The 16,614-nt window shown below is 70.6% G+C and carries 13 protein-coding genes and 2 pseudogenes; 2 read left to right on the top strand and 13 right to left on the bottom strand.

From position 1 onward, the window contains the following. Nucleotides 1-87 precede the first annotated feature (87 nt). Together OG207_RS39490 and OG207_RS39485 are read right to left on the bottom strand one after the other, a co-directional pair. Complete coding sequence (locus OG207_RS39490) at nucleotides 88-1,047, bottom strand: aldo/keto reductase (protein WP_329105827.1); 960 nt, start codon at nucleotides 1,045-1,047, stop codon at nucleotides 88-90. Nucleotides 1,048-1,081: 34 nt separating this feature from the next. After that, nucleotides 1,082-1,807, bottom strand: a complete 726-nt coding sequence (locus tag OG207_RS39485; protein WP_329105825.1) for a DUF4328 domain-containing protein — start codon at nucleotides 1,805-1,807, stop codon at nucleotides 1,082-1,084. A 228-nt stretch (nucleotides 1,808-2,035) separates the two neighbouring features. On the opposite strand from OG207_RS39485, the gene OG207_RS39480 reads away from it, so the two are divergent. Beyond that, a complete protein-coding gene (locus OG207_RS39480; RefSeq protein WP_329105823.1) occupies nucleotides 2,036-2,968 on the top strand; it encodes an endonuclease/exonuclease/phosphatase family protein in 933 nt (310 codons plus the stop codon). Here OG207_RS39480 and OG207_RS39475 read toward each other — a convergent pair. The 5 genes and pseudogenes from OG207_RS39475 to OG207_RS39455 form a co-directional block, all read right to left on the bottom strand. Next, nucleotides 2,952-4,463 (bottom strand): hypothetical protein, encoded by a 1,512-nt coding sequence (locus OG207_RS39475; RefSeq protein ID WP_329105822.1) that lies wholly within the window; start codon nucleotides 4,461-4,463, stop codon nucleotides 2,952-2,954. The genes OG207_RS39480 and OG207_RS39475 overlap by 17 nt on opposite strands. Further along, on the bottom strand, nucleotides 4,456-4,890 hold the full coding sequence (locus OG207_RS39470) for a CDP-glycerol glycerophosphotransferase family protein (RefSeq protein ID WP_329108211.1): 435 nt from the start codon (nucleotides 4,888-4,890) through the stop codon (nucleotides 4,456-4,458). Before OG207_RS39470 ends, OG207_RS39475 begins: the two co-directional genes overlap by 8 nt. 3 nt (nucleotides 4,891-4,893) lie before the next feature. Next, nucleotides 4,894-5,079 (bottom strand): annotated as a pseudogene (locus tag OG207_RS39465) (CDP-glycerol glycerophosphotransferase family protein); the annotation flags it as partial. A gap of 2,381 nt (nucleotides 5,080-7,460) precedes the next feature. After that, nucleotides 7,461-7,757, bottom strand: coding sequence for a glycosyltransferase family 2 protein (locus OG207_RS39460; RefSeq protein ID WP_329105821.1), 297 nt, complete (start codon nucleotides 7,755-7,757; stop codon nucleotides 7,461-7,463). Between the two features lie 473 nt (nucleotides 7,758-8,230). Further along, a complete protein-coding gene (locus OG207_RS39455) occupies nucleotides 8,231-9,346 on the bottom strand; it encodes a hypothetical protein (RefSeq protein WP_329105820.1) in 1,116 nt (371 codons plus the stop codon). A 935-nt stretch (nucleotides 9,347-10,281) separates the two neighbouring features. Here OG207_RS39455 and OG207_RS39450 point away from each other — a divergent pair. Next, the gene (locus OG207_RS39450; RefSeq protein ID WP_030721350.1) at nucleotides 10,282-10,581 is read left to right on the top strand and encodes a DUF6506 family protein; all 300 of its coding nucleotides are present in this window, start codon (nucleotides 10,282-10,284) and stop codon (nucleotides 10,579-10,581) included. Nucleotides 10,582-10,596: 15 nt separating this feature from the next. On the opposite strand, the pseudogene OG207_RS44185 reads toward OG207_RS39450, so the two are convergent. From OG207_RS44185 to OG207_RS39420, 6 genes and pseudogenes are all read right to left on the bottom strand, one after another. After that, a pseudogene (locus OG207_RS44185) lies at nucleotides 10,597-11,221 on the bottom strand (IS5/IS1182 family transposase); the annotation flags it as partial. Continuing rightward, nucleotides 11,193-11,564, bottom strand: coding sequence for a hypothetical protein (locus OG207_RS39440; RefSeq protein WP_329105816.1), 372 nt, complete (start codon nucleotides 11,562-11,564; stop codon nucleotides 11,193-11,195). The pseudogene OG207_RS44185 and the gene OG207_RS39440, both read right to left, overlap by 29 nt. A gap of 306 nt (nucleotides 11,565-11,870) precedes the next feature. After that, a complete protein-coding gene (locus OG207_RS39435; protein ID WP_329105814.1) occupies nucleotides 11,871-13,418 on the bottom strand; it encodes an oxidoreductase in 1,548 nt (515 codons plus the stop codon). Nucleotides 13,419-13,738: 320 nt separating this feature from the next. After that, nucleotides 13,739-14,320, bottom strand: coding sequence for a DUF6529 family protein (locus OG207_RS39430; protein ID WP_329105812.1), 582 nt, complete (start codon nucleotides 14,318-14,320; stop codon nucleotides 13,739-13,741). A 330-nt stretch (nucleotides 14,321-14,650) separates the two neighbouring features. Beyond that, complete coding sequence (locus OG207_RS39425) at nucleotides 14,651-15,967, bottom strand: serine/threonine-protein kinase (RefSeq protein WP_329105810.1); 1,317 nt, start codon at nucleotides 15,965-15,967, stop codon at nucleotides 14,651-14,653. Nucleotides 15,968-16,117: 150 nt separating this feature from the next. Beyond that, a complete protein-coding gene (locus OG207_RS39420; protein ID WP_329108209.1) occupies nucleotides 16,118-16,483 on the bottom strand; it encodes an ArsR/SmtB family transcription factor in 366 nt (121 codons plus the stop codon). Between the last annotated feature and the right edge of the window lie 131 nt (nucleotides 16,484-16,614).

Genomic DNA, 16,614 nt, shown 5'->3' with positions numbered 1-16,614 from the left:
AAGCCTTGTTGATCTCGCCTCAGGGTCCCATCCGGCTTCCCGGTCGGCAGCCGCTGGGGCTAACCCCCGCTCCCGCGCCCCGTCGGATCAGGGCAGCCGCACGCCCCGGGCCGTGATCCAGAGCTCGTACCACTCCTCGTGCGTGAGCTCGGGCTCCCGTAGCGCCGCGTCGCGGCAAGCGAGGATCCGCTCGGGGCGCGCGCTGCCGATGACCGGCGCGATGGCGGCGGGGTGCCGCATCAGCCACCACAGCAGGACCGACTCGGGCGTGGTGTCCTTCTGCCGGGCCAACTCGGCCAGCAGCTGCGCGGTGGCCCGCTCGGCGGGCGTCTCCTCGCGTCCGGTGAAGCGGCCCTGCGCCAGAGCGCCCCAGGCCTGGAGGCCGATGCCGTTGTCGCGGCAGTGCTCCAGCGTGCCGAACGGGAACCCGTTCTGCGCGGATTCCGGGGTGTTGAGCAGGACCCCGGCCTCGACCCAGGCACGGCTGTGCAGGCTCATCTCCAGCTGGTTCGCCACCAACGCGACGTCGAGCCGGGCCTGGAGGTGGGCGATCTGGGCGGCGCCCATGTTCGACACGCCGAAGCCCCGTACGAGGCCCTGGCGGTGCAGTGAGGTCAGCGCGGAGGCGATCGAGTCCACGTCCGCCAGCGGATCGGGGCGGTGCAGCAGGAGGACGTCGATCGCATCGGTCCGCAGCCGGGTCAGGCTCTCCTCGACGCGCCGCGTGATGCTCTCCCCGCGCAGGTCGTACATCCCCGGGCGGTCCTTGTTGCCCAGCCGGATCCCGCACTTGGTCTGGAGGGTGATGCGCTCTCGCAGCCCCGGTGCGCGAGCGAGCACCTCGCCGAAGACGGCCTCGGCCTTCCCGTGCCGGTAGATGTCGGCGTGGTCGAAGGTGGTGATGCCGATGTCGAGGGCGGCGGCGACGGCCGCCTCGGCGGCGTCGATGTCCGCCGGCCCGTACGGGTCGGGGTCCCAGCCCCCGCCCAGGCCCATGCACCCGTACAGCACCCGGTCACCGCTCGGTCTCGTACTCGCGTTCGTCACCACCCCACCCTAGGGGGTGTCCGCACGAGCACCGCTACACCGCTGCGACGACCGGTCCCCGTGCGGCCCTCGCGTGCTGCATGGCCGTCAACCTGCGGACGAAGAGCACGGCGAGGACGGCGGCCACGATGTCGATGAGGTCAGCGGCCAGCATCGTCGTGACGGCGTCGCGCACGCCCTCGGTGGTCTCGGCGCTGGCGTAGGAGCGACCTCCGTACCATCCCAGGGCCTTGGCGAGCACGAAGGTGCCCCACCAGAGGTTGACCAGGGTCAAGCGGAACCACCGCTGCTGTCCGTCAGCGCCGAAGGGCGTGCTCGAAATCCAGGTGGTGACGGCGATCCGGTACGGCAGCACGAGGTTGGCGAACGGTATGAACCAGGCGCCGATGGCCCAGCCCCGCGGGAGCTTTTCCGCACCCGGGGCGAAGACCTCGGCGTTCGTGCGGACCCGGAGGAACCAGATGATGAAGACGATGCCGGTCACGATGGCGGCCTGGCCCTGGAACATGCCGGCCCTAACCGCCAGACGGTCGGCCTGGTCCAGCTCGGCATCGCTGACCGCGGCGGAATCCGCCAACAGCCTTTCCAGGATCGAGCGGGAGTTCCAGTCGACGTACACGCCGAAGACGTCGAATCCGATGACCAAGGCGAACAGCACGGTCAGTGCGATGGCCAGGCCCACGGGCGCGCGCAACCGCATGCCCTTCACATCGGGTGCGGCGTACGGGGACGGCGGCGGGCCGACCGGAATTGCGGACATGCTGAAGAACCCCCAGGGAACGAAAACGAGATGACGCGCCGGACCGGCGGGCCAGGAAGGAACCTACGCCAGCCGATCGCTCTTCGTCACACGCGTTTGGCCTGGTCTTCCGATGTGTACCGCACGGCACGCGGCGGGATGCGGAAGCGGGCGTGCCGGGCCCGGTGCACGGTCTGACCGGCTCATACCCAATGATGTCCGAATGCAGAGACACATGGAGACCGGGCGGTGGTCGCGGCGGCGGTGCTCCGCCGCCGGTTCGGCCGCACGGCGGCGACCCTGAGCCTGTTGACCGCGGTGGCGTGCACCTCGGCGCAGAGCCAGGATCCGGTCACGGGCGCCGGTGCGGGCCCCGGGAAGGCCGACGAGGTCACCGTGGCCACCTGGAACATGTGCGGGGTGCGGCAGTGGGGCTGCGAGAAGACCGGGGGCCCGAAGGAGAAGCTCCGGCAACTGGGCGAACTGATCGACGGTTCCGACGTCCAGGTCCTGCTCCTGCAGGAGGTGTGCTCCGAGGACCTGCAGTCCTTCGCCCGCGCCCTCGGCCCGCAGTGGCACACGGCCTTCGAACCGTACGCCGAGGTCGACTCGGCGGGCGGCCGTACGCCCGTCGGCTGCACCGGGCAGGGCCGGGGCCAGGCGGGCTACGGTCTGCTGGCCGGGTCCCCGCTGGCCGACGTGGAGGCGATACCGAGCGAGCAGCCGACGGTGGGACTGCACCGCGGGATCCTGTGCGCGCGGGTCCCGGCCCAGCGGCTGCGGGTGTGCAACGCGCACCTGTCGCTGCGGGAGAGCGACGCCGACCACCCGGACTGGGACTTCCGCGACGACCAGCTGAGCTCCCTGGTGGCCGCCGCGTCGACGGACGCCGCCACGATCTTCGGCGGGGACTTCAACACCCCGCCGCCGGTGGGCGACCGGAACGCCTCCGCCTGGATCTGGCCGTCGGAGCCGTACACCACGTACCGCGAGTGCGACCAGAAGGGCAGCTCGAAGAAGGGGCGCGCCACCCTCAAGGACGGCACGAAGATCGACTACCTGTTCACCCAGCTGCCCCGCACCGCCTGCGAGGTGGTGGACACCAAGGCGTCCGACCACCGGCCGCTGGTGATGCGGGTGCCCCGTCCCGAGGACCCGGCCACGATCAGTACCGTGGGTTGAAGAACGCCCCCTGCGCGGGTACGGGGTAGGAGTTCATGATCAGGGTGAAGGGGACGGCCGTCCACGGGGAGGCGTTGCCGACGGCGTCCACCGCGATGGCCTCGACGAAGTGGTCGCCCTGGTTCCAGGCCCAGCCGGGCTCCCACTGCCAACTGCCGTCGGCCCGCACCTCGCACGTGCCCAGGGCGGCTCCGCCCTCCTGGAAGTCCACGCGAACGGCGCCCGGGGCGTACCCCGCGAAGCCGACGGCGGGGCCCGGCAGCTGCTGGTGGGCGGCCGGGGCGGTCACCGACAGCACGAGGCGCTGCGCCGGCTGGGGCATCGGCGGGGGCGCGGCATCGTACTCGGGCAGGGCCGCGGAGGCGTTCTCCACGGCCGTGAAGACCGCTTCGGTGCGCTCGGTCTGGTAGTTGTTCGCGTCGGCGGCGAACAGCCTGATGACGTGCCTCCCCTTGGGCCAGGGGCTGCTGCGTTCCCAGACCCACGTGCCGTCGGGGGCAACGGGCGCAGAGCCCTTGTGCTTGCCGTCCTGCCAGAAGCTGATGCGGACGGCGCCCACGGCGGTGCCGGTGAAACGGACCATGTTCGCGGGGACCCGCTCCTCCGTCGTCGGCGTCAGCACCACCGGCCGGGGGAAGGAGTCGTCCTTCTGCACCAGGGAGGTCTGGGTCAGGAACGCGTCGATGGCCGACGTGTCGCGCTTGGGCTCCTCGTGACCGTTGCGGATCATGCCGAACCGGGGGGTGATGCCCTCGACGAGGAGGTTCAACAGCCCTATCAGGGTGCGGAGGTTGCGCAGCGTGACTTTCCCGTGGTCGGTGATGAGGGGAGAGTCGTTGTAGACGAAGTTGAAGTTCTCGTGTGCCTGGAACAGCCTGACGAACGGCTCCACCTGGCTCGCGTACTGCTCGTCCTGGGGCGAGGTGACCAGGTAGATGTTGGCGGAGCGGTTCGCTCCGCTGTGCACCAGGTCGGGGAGGACCGAGTCGAGGACGCGTACGTTGTGCTCCGTCGCCTCGCCCATCATCACCCGGACCGCCTCGGGGTTGCCCTCCTTGACGCGGGTGCCGATCTGGAACTGGGGCACGCTGGCCACGATGTTCCTGAAACCGTACTTGAGGCCGAAGAACAGGGCCGCGCTGCCGCCCTTGGAGCTGCCGAACATGGTCACCTGGTCCGGCGAGAGCGACAGGGCGCCCATGACGCGCGAGATGAGCCCGGCGACGGACTGCTCCAGGGAGAAGTCCATCCCCTTGCACAGGTAGTAGGTGTTCGCGCCGTCCAACAGGTCGCGGACCCACAGGATGTTGGAGCGGAGCAGGTCGAGCTTGCCGTTGGCCCAGCCGTACTCGTTGGTCGCGTAACGGTTCGCGAAGACGACGACCAGATGGCGGTTGCCGTTGCGTGCGTGGGAGAACCGATACTCGATGGGCACCGCCCCGGAGGCGTCCACGCCGGTGAAGACGCGGCGCGTGCTCTGGGCTGTCTTAGACATGCTCGGAATCCATTCTTCTCGCCGGCTGGCGCGGCACCTGACCGAGGGTGCCTCCGTTCCAGTGACCTGCCTGACCTGCCTGACCCGTCTGCCCCGCCGCGGCTCGCGGACCCGCCGGACCCGCCGCACGGCCGCGGACGGCTCCGACCGCGGGGGCCTGCGCCTGGCCGGGGTCGAGGTCCCCGCCGGCGATCAGGATGCGGTCGGCGAGCCTGGCCGAGGCGTAGCCGTCGTCGAGGTCGCAGAATTCCTGCTGGAACCAGCGGTAGCGGGCGGCGTAACCGTGCTGGATGCAGTCGATGTTGCGGATCGCCCCGATCAGTTCCGGGGAGGAGTACACGAGCGGGCCGGGGGCGACCATCTCGCCGGGGAACTGGAAGGCCCGCTTGAGGATCGGGGTGCTGAAGCTGTTCGGGGACACCAGCATGTCCCAGTTCTGCACCTCCTTCTCCACGCGCTCCAGGTACCGCTTGTCCGCGAAGTGGACGGCTTCGATGTCGTGTCCGATGCGCTTGAGCGGGGTGCCGTGCCAGGTCTGCACGACGACCTGTCCCTCGCGCTTCTCGAACCAGTCCGGCATGTGGTTGTTGGCCACGACGTACTTCGCCCGGGCCATGGCCTCGTACCAGTCGGGGGACCACATGCGCACCGGTCGTGCGGTGGGGGAACCTCCACCTGGTCGTCGCGCACCACCCACAGGTGCTCGAGGTCCAGGCCCCGGCGGACCATCTCCTCGTGCAGCGCGCGCGGGCTGTCGGAGTACTGGGTCCCCTTGAAGGCGTCGAAGAGCACGGCCTGCATCACGGGCTTGCGGCGGGCCGCCGGATACGTCTTGGTGCGCATCAGCTTCTGCCGGTAGGGGCCGCGGGCCTCGTCCGGCATCGCCGAGTGGACCAGCAGCGAGAGCCGGTCGTAGGCCTCCGACTGCAGCTCGTAGCGGCGCTCGTTGCTGGCCATGTCCCGCGGCAGGGTGGGGATCAGGTCCTGCGTCATCTTGATCATGAGGTCGCCGGAGCGGTCCTCCGGAGCGACCGCGGAGTGGTCCTGGCGGCGCAGGAAGAAGTCCCAGCGGCCGGAGGCCAGCGGGATGTCGCCGGCCAGCGTGCGCATCGCGGCGGGGGTGACGGCGAAGCGGAACTCGTCGCCGTACCAGGTGATCGGGGCGACGCGTTCGGCGCCGTGGGCGCGGGAGCGTACGACCACGTGGGCCATGGCGTACTCGGAGGCGTTGAGCATGTCCTGCGCGGCGTAGCCGACGACGACCTCGAGTGAGCCGTCCTCGCGCCAGGTGGCGGACTTGGCCAGCGGCAGGGTGTCCCGTTCGAACAGCACCACGTAGCCGGAGCCGTTGCGGTGCACGAAGACCTCGCGGTCCCCGCCGTCGGTCTGCAGCCCGGCCGGCATGCGGTAGTGGCCGTCGGTGGCGTCCTCCGCCATGACGGGGTAGATGGCCGCCTTGCGTCCCTCGACGTGGAAGGTGGTCTTCCAACCGTTGGCGCCGGTGTTCCAGGTCTCCGGGACCCCGTCCGAGGAATTGGTGCGGTGTCCGGGGACGAGCGCCTTGACGGGGATGCGGGTGACGAAGAGGTACCAACCCTCGCCGCCGGGCGTGAAGTTGACCCACGAGTCGTGGCGGCCGGCGCCGCTCATGCTGGTCACCCGGAACTTGGCCCACTCGGGGAGCTTGGGGCCGAGGTAGACGCCGCCGAGCTCGATGTGGTCACCGACCAGGCGGTGCCGGGTGATGCGGCAACGGACCGTCTCGACGCGGAGCTTGAGCTTGCCCTGGAGGAAGAGGGGCACCACGCGGACGTTCTTGTCCACGTAGCGATAGGGCGGGTTGGCGGCGCTGCCGGCGCCGCCCCGGGCTATGCCCTTGTACCGGAACAGGCCGCGGCTGAGAACGCCCGCGGCGACGTCCCAGGTCCCCCCGACCCACTCGCCCTTGCGCTTGAGGCGGCTGGTGTCGAAGCTGACCTGGAAGCCCGACCAGTCGTAGCAGTAGCGGTTCTGGTTGGAGTACTCGGTGGCCTGCGGGTAGTAGGTGGTCTTCGCCTTGGCGACGACCACGCGGCCCTGCTTCTTGTTGCGCAGCGCGATCGCCTTCATCGACATGTGCCGCTTGTGCACGTTGATGAAGCGGACGTACGCGGACCCTTCCAGGGTCAGGTGGTCGTTGTCGTCCCAGGCCGCCCGGATCAGCGAGCCGTGGAGCGAGAGTTCCTTGTCGAGCCGGTAGGCGCTCTTGTCGAGGCCGATCGAACGGTCGCCGAGGTAGGGATAGTTGAGGTAGCGGTGGAAGCGGCGCTGAACGGGCATGGGTCCGCCCTTGCGCTCGAACTCGACGACGTCGAGCAGTTCCTTCAGGCGCCCCTCGCGCACCAGGAGCCACTTGACCCGGGCGTCGGCGGGAAGCTCCTGGATGATGTCCGCGTCGGCCTCGTCCAGGAACTCGTTGGCCCACTGCATGAAGGCGTCCTGGTACTCCTCGTCGGCGTCCGGCAGCACCTTCAGGTGCAGCATGAGGTCCGACTTCAGGCAGGCCAGGTCGTACTTGCGCTTGTGGTCCGAGTAGGACCGCGCGCGGTGGCCTGCGAGGAAGCGGCTGACCGACTGGACCGCGGAGACACGGTCCTGGAGGTTGCTGAACTCGGTGTGCCGCTGGGTGATGGAGGGGGCCGCGCCGCCCTCGCGCCGGCGCCAGAAGTAGACGATGTCCGTGAGGATGTCGACCTTGGCGGCGCGGAAGTGGGCGAACATGTTGACCCAGGAGCCCTCGTACATGACGCCTTCGGGGAAGGCGATGTAGTGGTAGTCCCAGAAGGACCGGCGGAACACCTTGTTCCACACGGTGCGGTCGTAGATGAGGTCCGGCAGCTTGGTGATGTGCGTGCCGCGCCTGCTCTTCTGCATGGGCGCCTTGTGCAGGGGGGACTGCCACCTCTTGGTGGAGTTCATCATCTGCACGTTGCCCGATACGAAATCGGAACCGGAGCCTTAGAGGGTCTGCACGAGCAGCTCGTAGGCGTACTCGGGTATGACGTCGTCGCCGTCGACGAACGCGAGGAATTCGGCCTGCGGATGAGCGGCCCGAATGCCGACATTACGGGCATGCCCCGGCCCCATCGACTCCTGGCGCAGGAGCTTGAACCTGGGGTCGCGGCGGGCGAAGTCGGCGGCTATGGCCGTCGAGGAGTCGGTCGAGCCGTCATCGACCATGATCACTTCGAGTGCCGAGAACGTCTGCCTGGCTATCGATTCCAGACATTCCTGGAGGTATATCTCAACGTCCATGAACGGCACGACAACACTCAGGCGGGGCATACCTGCCACTCAGAAAGCTCCTCGATAGACACACTTCTCACGGCGCACCGGAAGTTGCCGGGGCGCACCGCCAGACCCGCCCCTGAATCCGGTCACCCGCCGCTCCCCGAACACTCGACCAGCCCCACCGCAGCCGACCGCACACTTATACGACCTTGACAGCGTCTGCGCAGCGTAGGCCAATCACTTAATGGCGAGCAAGTATTCATGAGCGCGTCACGCGCCCGAAGCTTCACGTTTGCGAAGGAGCGGCCGCTTCCCGCACCCGCGAAACGGGCCAACTCCTGGTAGGCCCGGGGGGCGGGACGCGGAAGCATTGCTCCACTCGCCGCTGGACGGGGATTCGGGTGAGGTGGATCACCCCACGCGGGCCCACGGGCCGAAGGCGAGGCCGGGGTCCGTCGGATCCTGCCGGGCGACCAGCAGCCCACCGTCCATGCCGATCATCGCGATCGTGACCGAGCCGCGGGCATCGGCCGAGATGGCCGGCAGCCCCGCGCACCGGTCCCCCACGGGGGCCCACCACGTGCCGTACTGCTCGCCCTCCGTCGGGTAGGCGGCGATCTCCGGGTAACCCTCGGCTCCCCGCTGCAGCAGGACGGTGCAGTCGTACCCGCCGATGCGCGTCCGGGCGACACCCACCGGGCCGACGCCGCCCGCGCCCCCAACGGCATCAGCGCGGGCGCCGGTCCGGCGGGAGCCTGGGGGCGGTAGGCGATGACGCCGCCGTCCGCCGGGTGGCGCCAGAAGTAGGTGCCGGTGCCGGGACCCGTCTCGTAGGAGCTGTACGTCCCCTCCACGGCATCGGCCTTCATCCGCCCGAGCCATCTGAAGTCACTTCCCGGCGCGTCCTGGCCCCAGTACGAGGCCCCGCCCCGGAAGGTGACCAGGAACTCCGCCCGCCCCTGGGCGGTCACCAGCGGGACGACCGACCCGCGCACCCATTTGCCCTGGTAGTCGACCCAATTGCCCCATGCGCCATCGGCGCGCCGGGTCCGGCCGCGCGCTCCCACGCCGAAGCGGGTGGAGAGGATGTGGAGCGCGCCGGTGCCGTCGGGGAGCACGATCGGGTCTCCGGGTGGGGGCAGCGGCGCCCCCGACTCCGCCCCCGACTCGGGCTGTTCCTGACCCGGGAGCTGCTCCGGCCCGCGCGCCTGGTCCCGCTTGCGTTCCGGGAACGGGTTGCCCACCGCACGCCAGTCGCCGAGCGGGCGGCCGGTCTGGTACTGCGTGGCGATGATGAGCTCGCGGCCGCCCGGCGCGCCCTCCCGGTAGCGGGTGCCTGCGAACCAGACGAACCCGTTGGAGTCCTGGGCCAGCGTGAACCGGCCCGCCCAGCCCTCGACGGGGAACAGTTCGGGGCCCTGCCAGATGTCGGAGCCGGGCGCGGACTCGGTACAGCGCACCAGGCCTTCGGCGCAACTCGCATAGGCGGTGAGCCGCCCGTCCCGCCCCAGTCGGAGCCAGCCCCGGGCCGCGCTCCCGCCGTCGGCTGCCGCGGCTATCTCGGAGCCCGGCACCGCGGGCGCGGCGGAGGTGGCACTTCGGTCCGCTTCCATACGTCCGCGTCGTGCCATGTCCTGCCTACACCTGCCCCAACTCGTACCTTTTGCCCCGCCTTCCCGGCGGACCGTTGGGCAATTTACGGCAGAGGGGCAACCGGCGGGTGCCGGGGGCGGATGTCCACGACAGCCTCCGCTTCCGTGCAACCTAGCCTGATCCGCCCGCCTTCACCAGCAAGTGTCGATCACCCCTCACCGCAGGTCATGGCGTCGTCCTCGAGTCCGAAAAGCCGGGTACGGGCACTACGTGGGGAGTACGCCTGAAACGCTACGCCGGGGTGACGCGGGTGACGGCGCGGGCCGTCTAGCGTGGCTGCATGGAAGAGCTGCGCGAGCGCCCGGGTCCCCCCGTGGCGGCGGTGGGTGGAGCGGACCGGGCGGGGCCCGGCCTGGCGCTCGGCGCTGCTCGTGGCCGTCTTCACGCAGATCGGCACGGGGTGGGCCGCCGCCCCGCGCTCGTGGGGCAGGCCGCGGCGGCCGGGCTGACCGTGGAGGTCTCGGTCGAGGGGGAGGCCAGGGCGCTGCCTCCGGGCGTGGAACCACGGGTGGACGACGTCGGCCCGGCCACGGGCGGCACGCCGGGCGGCGGCAACGGCCTCGTAAGGATGCGGGCGGGCCTCGCCCCTGGCCGGCACCGTCGAGGGCTGCCCGCAACCGGACGGCGGCTTCCGGGTGATCGCCGCGCTCCTGGCGAAGGCCGACCCGTTCTTCGGCCCGCTGCGATCAGTTGTCCTTCCCGCACGGATGACCTGCGGAGAACGGATCCAGGAGCCGTCCGGCGGATCATGCGCTAGCGGGCCGTGTTGCTGTGCTCGAACGGTGCGGGCATCCGGAGTGCGGCGTAGATCACTCACGGCTTGTCTCGTTCCAGGCCATTCCCGCCCTGACTCTGCTTGGCTGGTGGCTCTGACGATCACAGGAGGTCGATACGTATGGCGCTCACACACTGGGGGTTCATCTACACGGCGGACGGCAGCGCGGCAGGTGGCGATGTCAGCATCGTGGACACGGGTACGTGCCGCAGTGTGTTCGTCGGGGTGGAGAAGCCCGAGGAGGGCATCGAGGCCGCGCGCCGCCTGGTAAGCGAGGGCGTGCAACTGATTGAACTGTGCGGGGGATTCGGGCCGGTATGGGCCGGGCGTGTGATCGAGGCGATCAATGGCGCAGTCCCCGTGGGCGCGGTTGGCTACGGACCCGAAGCGGTCGATCAGGTGCACGCGATCTTCTCGTGACGGGTGCCAGCTCCTTCACTCCGATAGGGACCGGAGCCAGAGCCGAACGGCTGCGACGGTGACGGTGCCGTGAAAGATGTAGGCCCTCTTGTCGTATCTCGTCGCGACAGCCCGGGAGTTCTTGAGCGCGTTGATGGTGCGTTCCACTTCGTTCCTGCGCATGTAGATCGTCGTGTCGAAGCCGGTGGGCCGGCCGCCCCTGTTGCCGCGGCGCTGCCGGTTTGCCCGCTGGTTCTTTCGGTTCGAGGATGGTGTGCTTGACCTGGCGTCGGCGCAGGTGGCGGCGGTTCCGCCGAGATGATCGGGCCGGGTCCGGGGGCGCCCACCGTCCGGGCGGGCGACACGGACACGCTCCATCACGGGACCGAGCTGCGGCGCGTCGCCCCACTGACCCGGCGTGATGAGGAAGGCGAGAGGCCGGCAACCCCCTCACCTAGCAGATGAATCTTGCAGGTCAGCCCGCCCCGGGAGCGTCCGTGCCCCTCATCGGGGCGGTGCTGCCGGGGCGTCCGTCTTCCCGGAACCCGGGGTGGCTTCTTGCGTGCTCGCACACAGTCTTCCACTTGCCGAAACGCGCAGGCAGATCCCGCCACGGCACCCCGGTGCGCTGTTCAGCGGTCGTAGCTCTTGAGCGTCTTCGAGGCACCGGTGGCCGACTTCAGGTAGTCGTTCTCCGCCGTCGACTCCGCCAACTGCACGACCAGTCCCGCAGCCATGGACAGGAGCCCCTGGTGCTCCACCTGGAGCTCCTCGTGCTCTTCATGAAGCCTCTTGTACTTCCAGGCGAGGACCCCGAAGGTGGTGGCGGCCAGAACGCTGGCGCCGGCCTTAACCACGACCCCGGCTTTGCCGAACCTACCTCCGGCGGCTGGCGCGGCGCCGTCCTTGCCGACGCAAACGTGGCCCGTCTGGTCCGAGTGCTGTTGGGCCTCGCCGAGATGGTCGCTCTGATACGAGCACGATCCGCATTGGTATTGGGTCATCAGTTGTTCCTCTCCCCCGGGGAGATGAGCTTGCCACAGGGTACGCGCCTCCGGCGGCCACTTGGTCATCCCCCGTACGCCCACCGACGCCGAGGGAGGGGCAGGAGGCCCGTGGCGCGCCAGGGACAGCCCGTTCAGGCCTCCGGCCAGTGCCCAGACGCCTTTCCACCACGCCGCTGACCACTCCTTCCGTGCGCGGGCGCACCGTCCGTGGCCGCGGGGGCCGGGAAGACTTCGCGACGCCCCACCAACCACGGCCCCAACAGGCACCGAACCAGCCGGTTCGGTCACCTGCGGAGTACGGGCCTAGTTCTTCTGCAGGGTGCGGGTGACACCGGCGATGACGGCCGTCGTCAGCACCCAGCCGAGGGCGATCAGCAGGTGGGCCAGCCACTGGAGGCCGCCTTGTGTCCAGTACCAGGCCGTGCGCTGGCCCAAGCCGCCGATGGGAATCAGGAGGTCCAGCGTGTAGACGAGGGGCTGGAACGGGGCGCCTTCGTCCCGTTTGGCCGGTTGGGGAGAGTGGGTACCGAAGGCCAGGACGCCCACCAGGGTCAGTGCGAGGAGCCAGACACCGGCCAACCAGGGGCGGTACCCGTAGCCGACGGTCACGTCCAGCAGGTGCCCCCACGCGCGCGCGGCCAGGGGCAGGGTCCGACGCCGATGACGGTGCTTGGCCAGGAGCACGCGGCGGGCGTCGTCGTCGTGGCCGGACTTCCGGTACCAGCTCGCCAACTGCTCATAGGGCTGGGGGTTGTAGCCCGGACTGCGCCGCAGCCACGTCACGCGACGGGCCACGGAGTCCCGCCGTTCGCCCGCTTCGTCCACCCCGCCCGCCTTGACGGAGCCGTAGACGAAGCCGTCCAGCTCCACCACCTCCGGCCAGCTCCGGTCGCCGTCGTGGAGGTGGGACACCTGCGCGCCCCGCAGGTCCACCATGGCGGACGGCGGCCGGGCGGGGGTGAAGTCGAAGTCGACGGCCTGCATCAGCGGGGCGGCCAGGGCCGGGCCCCGGCCGCCTGGCGGCCCGTTCAACACGGCCCCCTCGAAGGTCAGGTCGCCCGAGATCCGGGCCCCTCGCAGCCGCACGGTCCCGTTCGCGGTGAACCCGTCGGAGAAATCGAGCGTCGAGGCCACCGCATTGTCCAGAGCGAGCAGCACCCCGCGCCCACCCGGGCGTTCCAGCACTGCGCCCCGCATGTGCAGCCCGCCCGGCAGTTGCGCCCCCATGAGACGGACCTCGCCGTGGGCGACGAATCCGTCCAAGCAGTAGACGCCGCCCTCCGCAACCAGTCCCCCGGCGGAAACGGCCCATTCCCCGGGTGCGGTGATCTCGGCTTCGCTCAGGTTCACGGCGCCGCTCACATGGGCGTTGATGAGCGACAAGGCGGTGAACCTGCGGTGGAAGGGCGAGGCAGGGCCACTCACCAGGCGCGAACGCCGCAGGTCGAACCGTCCCTCGACCCGGATGAGGCCGGCCTCCACGCCCGGCACCCGGCAGCCCACGAGCCCGATCGACCGGGTCGACGCCCCGGAGAGGTCCACACCCTCCTCGAACCAGCAGTCCGTGAGCCGGAACGTGTGGGCGATCTGGGCGCCCGCCAGGTTGACGTGCCCGGATATCCGCGCCCCGGCAAGCCTCAGGCACGCGACGCCACCGGGCTGCACGGTCTGCGCACCCTGGAGCAGGGCCACGATCACGGCGGCCCGAACCGTCCGCTCGGGGCCCCACCGCCCGCCCTCGGCGACGGGGACGTCCTCCGGCGCGCCAGCACCCAGGTCAACGCGGCGCCCCTCGGGGAAGGCGTCCCAGAGTTCACGTTCCGGTGAGGTCAACTCGTCGTATGAGAGCACCCGTACAGAGTAATGATCTTCCGTGTGCGGAGGGCGTGTGAGGAACGACGCGGCCCGGTGAGAGCGGTTTCGACGGCCTCACCCGTCGTGTCGACGACGACGGCACCGTCGTACATCCCTGACGGAAGGCGTGCGTGTTCTTCCGCCCCGCACACGACTGCGCCGCGGCTCGGGTTGAAGATGACCGCGCCGAGCCGGGAGGCCAGTTCCGCGACGGTGCCGAACACGGCGCCGGCGGCCGGGCCTGACTCGAGGACGCCGTTCCCACCGACGAACTCGTAGATCGCCGTACTCCGGCCCGTGCCCACCCCACCCCGCCCTTATCCGAGCGACAGCAGTGGCACGTCGTTTCCGTTGAAGTACCACAGCGCACTCGTGTACCAGAGGACCACCACCACGACCACCAGCGCGCCCCCCGCCAGTGGCAGGGCCCAGCCCGGCAGGCGCCGGCTCCGTACCAGCAGGACCTTCGCGGCGAAGGCTCCGTAGAAGAAGCAGCCCGCGATCGAGTGCACGGCCGCGCGCGAGCCGTTCAGCTGGACGCCGTACGCCTGGATGCAGTGCACCGTGATCGGGACGGTGAGAACGAACAGGAGCGCCCCGACGATCCGGTGGCTGAGCGGCACCGGGCCCGGCACCCGGCGCACCCCGGGCAGCCGGCCGTACATCCACAGCGCCAGCAGCAGCTGGACAGCGGCCAGCCCCAGGACGCCGGTGGCGAGCTGTGCCTTGAAGCGCACGGCATCGGTGTCCGCCTGGCCGAACAGCGTCGCGGTGTAGTCCGGCGTGTTCGCCCGGCCGAACAGGAAGACGGCGAGGAAGACCGCCACGGCAGCCGCGAACGCCAGTGCGAGAGCGGTCCTGCCTTCCGGGCGGCGCAGAGCGGGCCGGGCGTGCGTCATCGTGCTCCTCGTCTCGGAACGCTGACGGTGTGCGGTTCGCCCTCCCTTGTACTCGCCCGGTGCGGCACACGGCGGCCGACGCGGCCGTAGCGAACGCAGCGAACGCAGCTCCTCGGTGTCGGGCATCAGCAGACCGAGCGGTAGGGCAGATCGGGCACGTTCTGCTCCCCCTGTGCGCGGGTGAGGTCCCGGCCGACCCGCCCGCAGGGCCGCCGCGCCCGCGCGCAGCCGCCGGGTACGCCTCCGGCGCGCTGCGGCCGCCCGGCGGCCCGTCTCCAGGGACGCGCCCTCCAGCCGGCTCGCCCGGTGCCGGCCCGGCGCCCCGGCCACTCAGGCGCGTGCCGCCTCCGGGGCGTTGCCGGTCGGGAGGTCCTCGGCCAGCCGGCCCCGCCCGTCCCGGTGCCCGGCGGCCGCGGTGAGCCAGCGCAGCAGGAGCAGGGCTTCGCGGTCGTCGTCCACCCAGTCGCGCAACCGCGGCCAGGCGCGCAGCAGGCCGAGGGAGGCGAGGCGTGCGGTGTCGTCCTCGAGGACGAGGAGCCGGGCCCCGGCGAGGGAGCCGAACGCGTGGCGCAGCGCGCTGCGTTCCTCGTACGGGCGGCCGTCCAGCCATTCCGCCGTGGCGGCGGTACGGAGGGTGTCCCGGGAGCCGTCGACGGCGGCGCCGGGGACGATCAGGCGGAGCGTGATCTCCCGTACGGCCTGCTGGACCGGGTCCGGCAGGCGCCGGTACGTGGTCTCCGCGGCGGCGCCGAGGGCCGGCTCCGCCGTGTCGGCGGTGGCGTCGCGCAGGCGCCCGGCGTTCTCCCGACCGGCGGCGAGCAGGGCCGCATCGGACGCGTCGGCTGGTCCGCCCAGCATCCTCGACAGGAGCGCGGTGGCGGTGGGGCGGTCCGCCGGGGCCTTGGCCAGTGCCTTGCCCACCAGCTCGCGCAGCGCGGGCGGCAAGGGGGCGAGGTCCGGGTGGTGTTCGGTGACCCGTACGACGACCTCGCCGATGTCCTCGCCGCGGAAGGGATCGCGTCCGGTGGCCGCGAACAGCATCACCGCTCCCCAGGCGAAGACGTCGGCGGCGCCGTCGGCGCGGCGCCCGGTGAGCACCTCGGGTGCCATGTAGCCCGGCGTGCCCATCAGGCGTCCGGTGTCGGTGAGCGACGTGTCCGCGGTGCGGGCGGTGCCGAAGTCGATGACGCGGGGGCCGTCGGGGCCGAGGAGGACGTTGTCCGGTTTGAGATCGCGGTGGACGACACCCGCGCGGTGGATGGCGGCCAGGGCGGTGGCGGCCCCGGTGGCCAGTCGCACCAGCGCGTCGCCGGTGAGCGGGCCCGAGTCGCGGACGGCCTTGCGCAGATCCCGGCCGGGGACGAACTCGCTGACGATGTAGGGTCGTTCGCCGTCGGTTCCGCTCTCCAGGACCCGCGCCGTACAGAAGGGCTCCACGCGCTGCGCGGCCAGCACCTGCTCGGCGAACCGGCCCGCGAAGTCGGGGCGGGCGACGACGGGTTCCGGGCGCAACACCTTGACGGCGACGCGCTGCCCGGCCTCGCCGTAAGCCTCGTACACCGCCCCTTGGCCACCGGCGCCGAGCCGGGCGGCGAGCCAGTACCCCGCTATCCGTTCCGGATCTTCACTGGTGAGTAACTCGGCCACGTTTCCCCCTGGTTCGGCCTCCCCCGGTGCGCGCGGAGGGTATCAAGCCGTGCGGCGACCGGGTAGCGGGTCATGCTCCGGGGCCCGTCCCTCCGTCCGTCACGGCGGCACCGCGAGTTCCCCGGGGCAAGGACCGGTGGGTACGGGTGGTCAGCGGCCGATGACCTTGTCCGCACGGTCCGACTGCGGTCCCAACTGCTGCAGTTCTGCCAGGAGTTCGCTCTGACCCGTCAAGAGCTCGGTCAGGATGCGGCGCGCCGCGCGCAGCAGGTCGGCCACGTCACCGCCGGCCAGGGCGTAACTGACGGTCGCTCCGTCGCGAATGGAAACGACGATGCCGGACCGACGCAGGACCGCCAACTGCTGGGAGAGGTTCGATGCCTCGACGTCGATCGCGGCAAGGAGGTCGCGTACGGGTACGGGGCCGTTCTGCAGGAGCTCCAGGACGCGGATGCGGACGGGGTGTCCGAGCATGCGGAAGAACTCGGCCTTCGCCTGGTAGAGGGGTACCTGCATTCCCATGAGTGCTCCTGCTGTTGCTTCAGACCTTGCTTGGGGGCTCGGGGATTCCAGTCGACCGACCACCCATACATTCGTACGGACGGGCCCACGCACGCCCGGGGATTACCTGTTTCAGATGTGCCGAG

This window comes from Streptomyces sp. NBC_01439, from assembly GCF_036227605.1.
GTDB lineage: Bacteria > Actinomycetota > Actinomycetes > Streptomycetales > Streptomycetaceae > Streptomyces.
The sequence above is the reverse complement of the archived record's forward strand: the minus strand, read 5'-3'. Positions and strand labels throughout refer to the sequence as shown.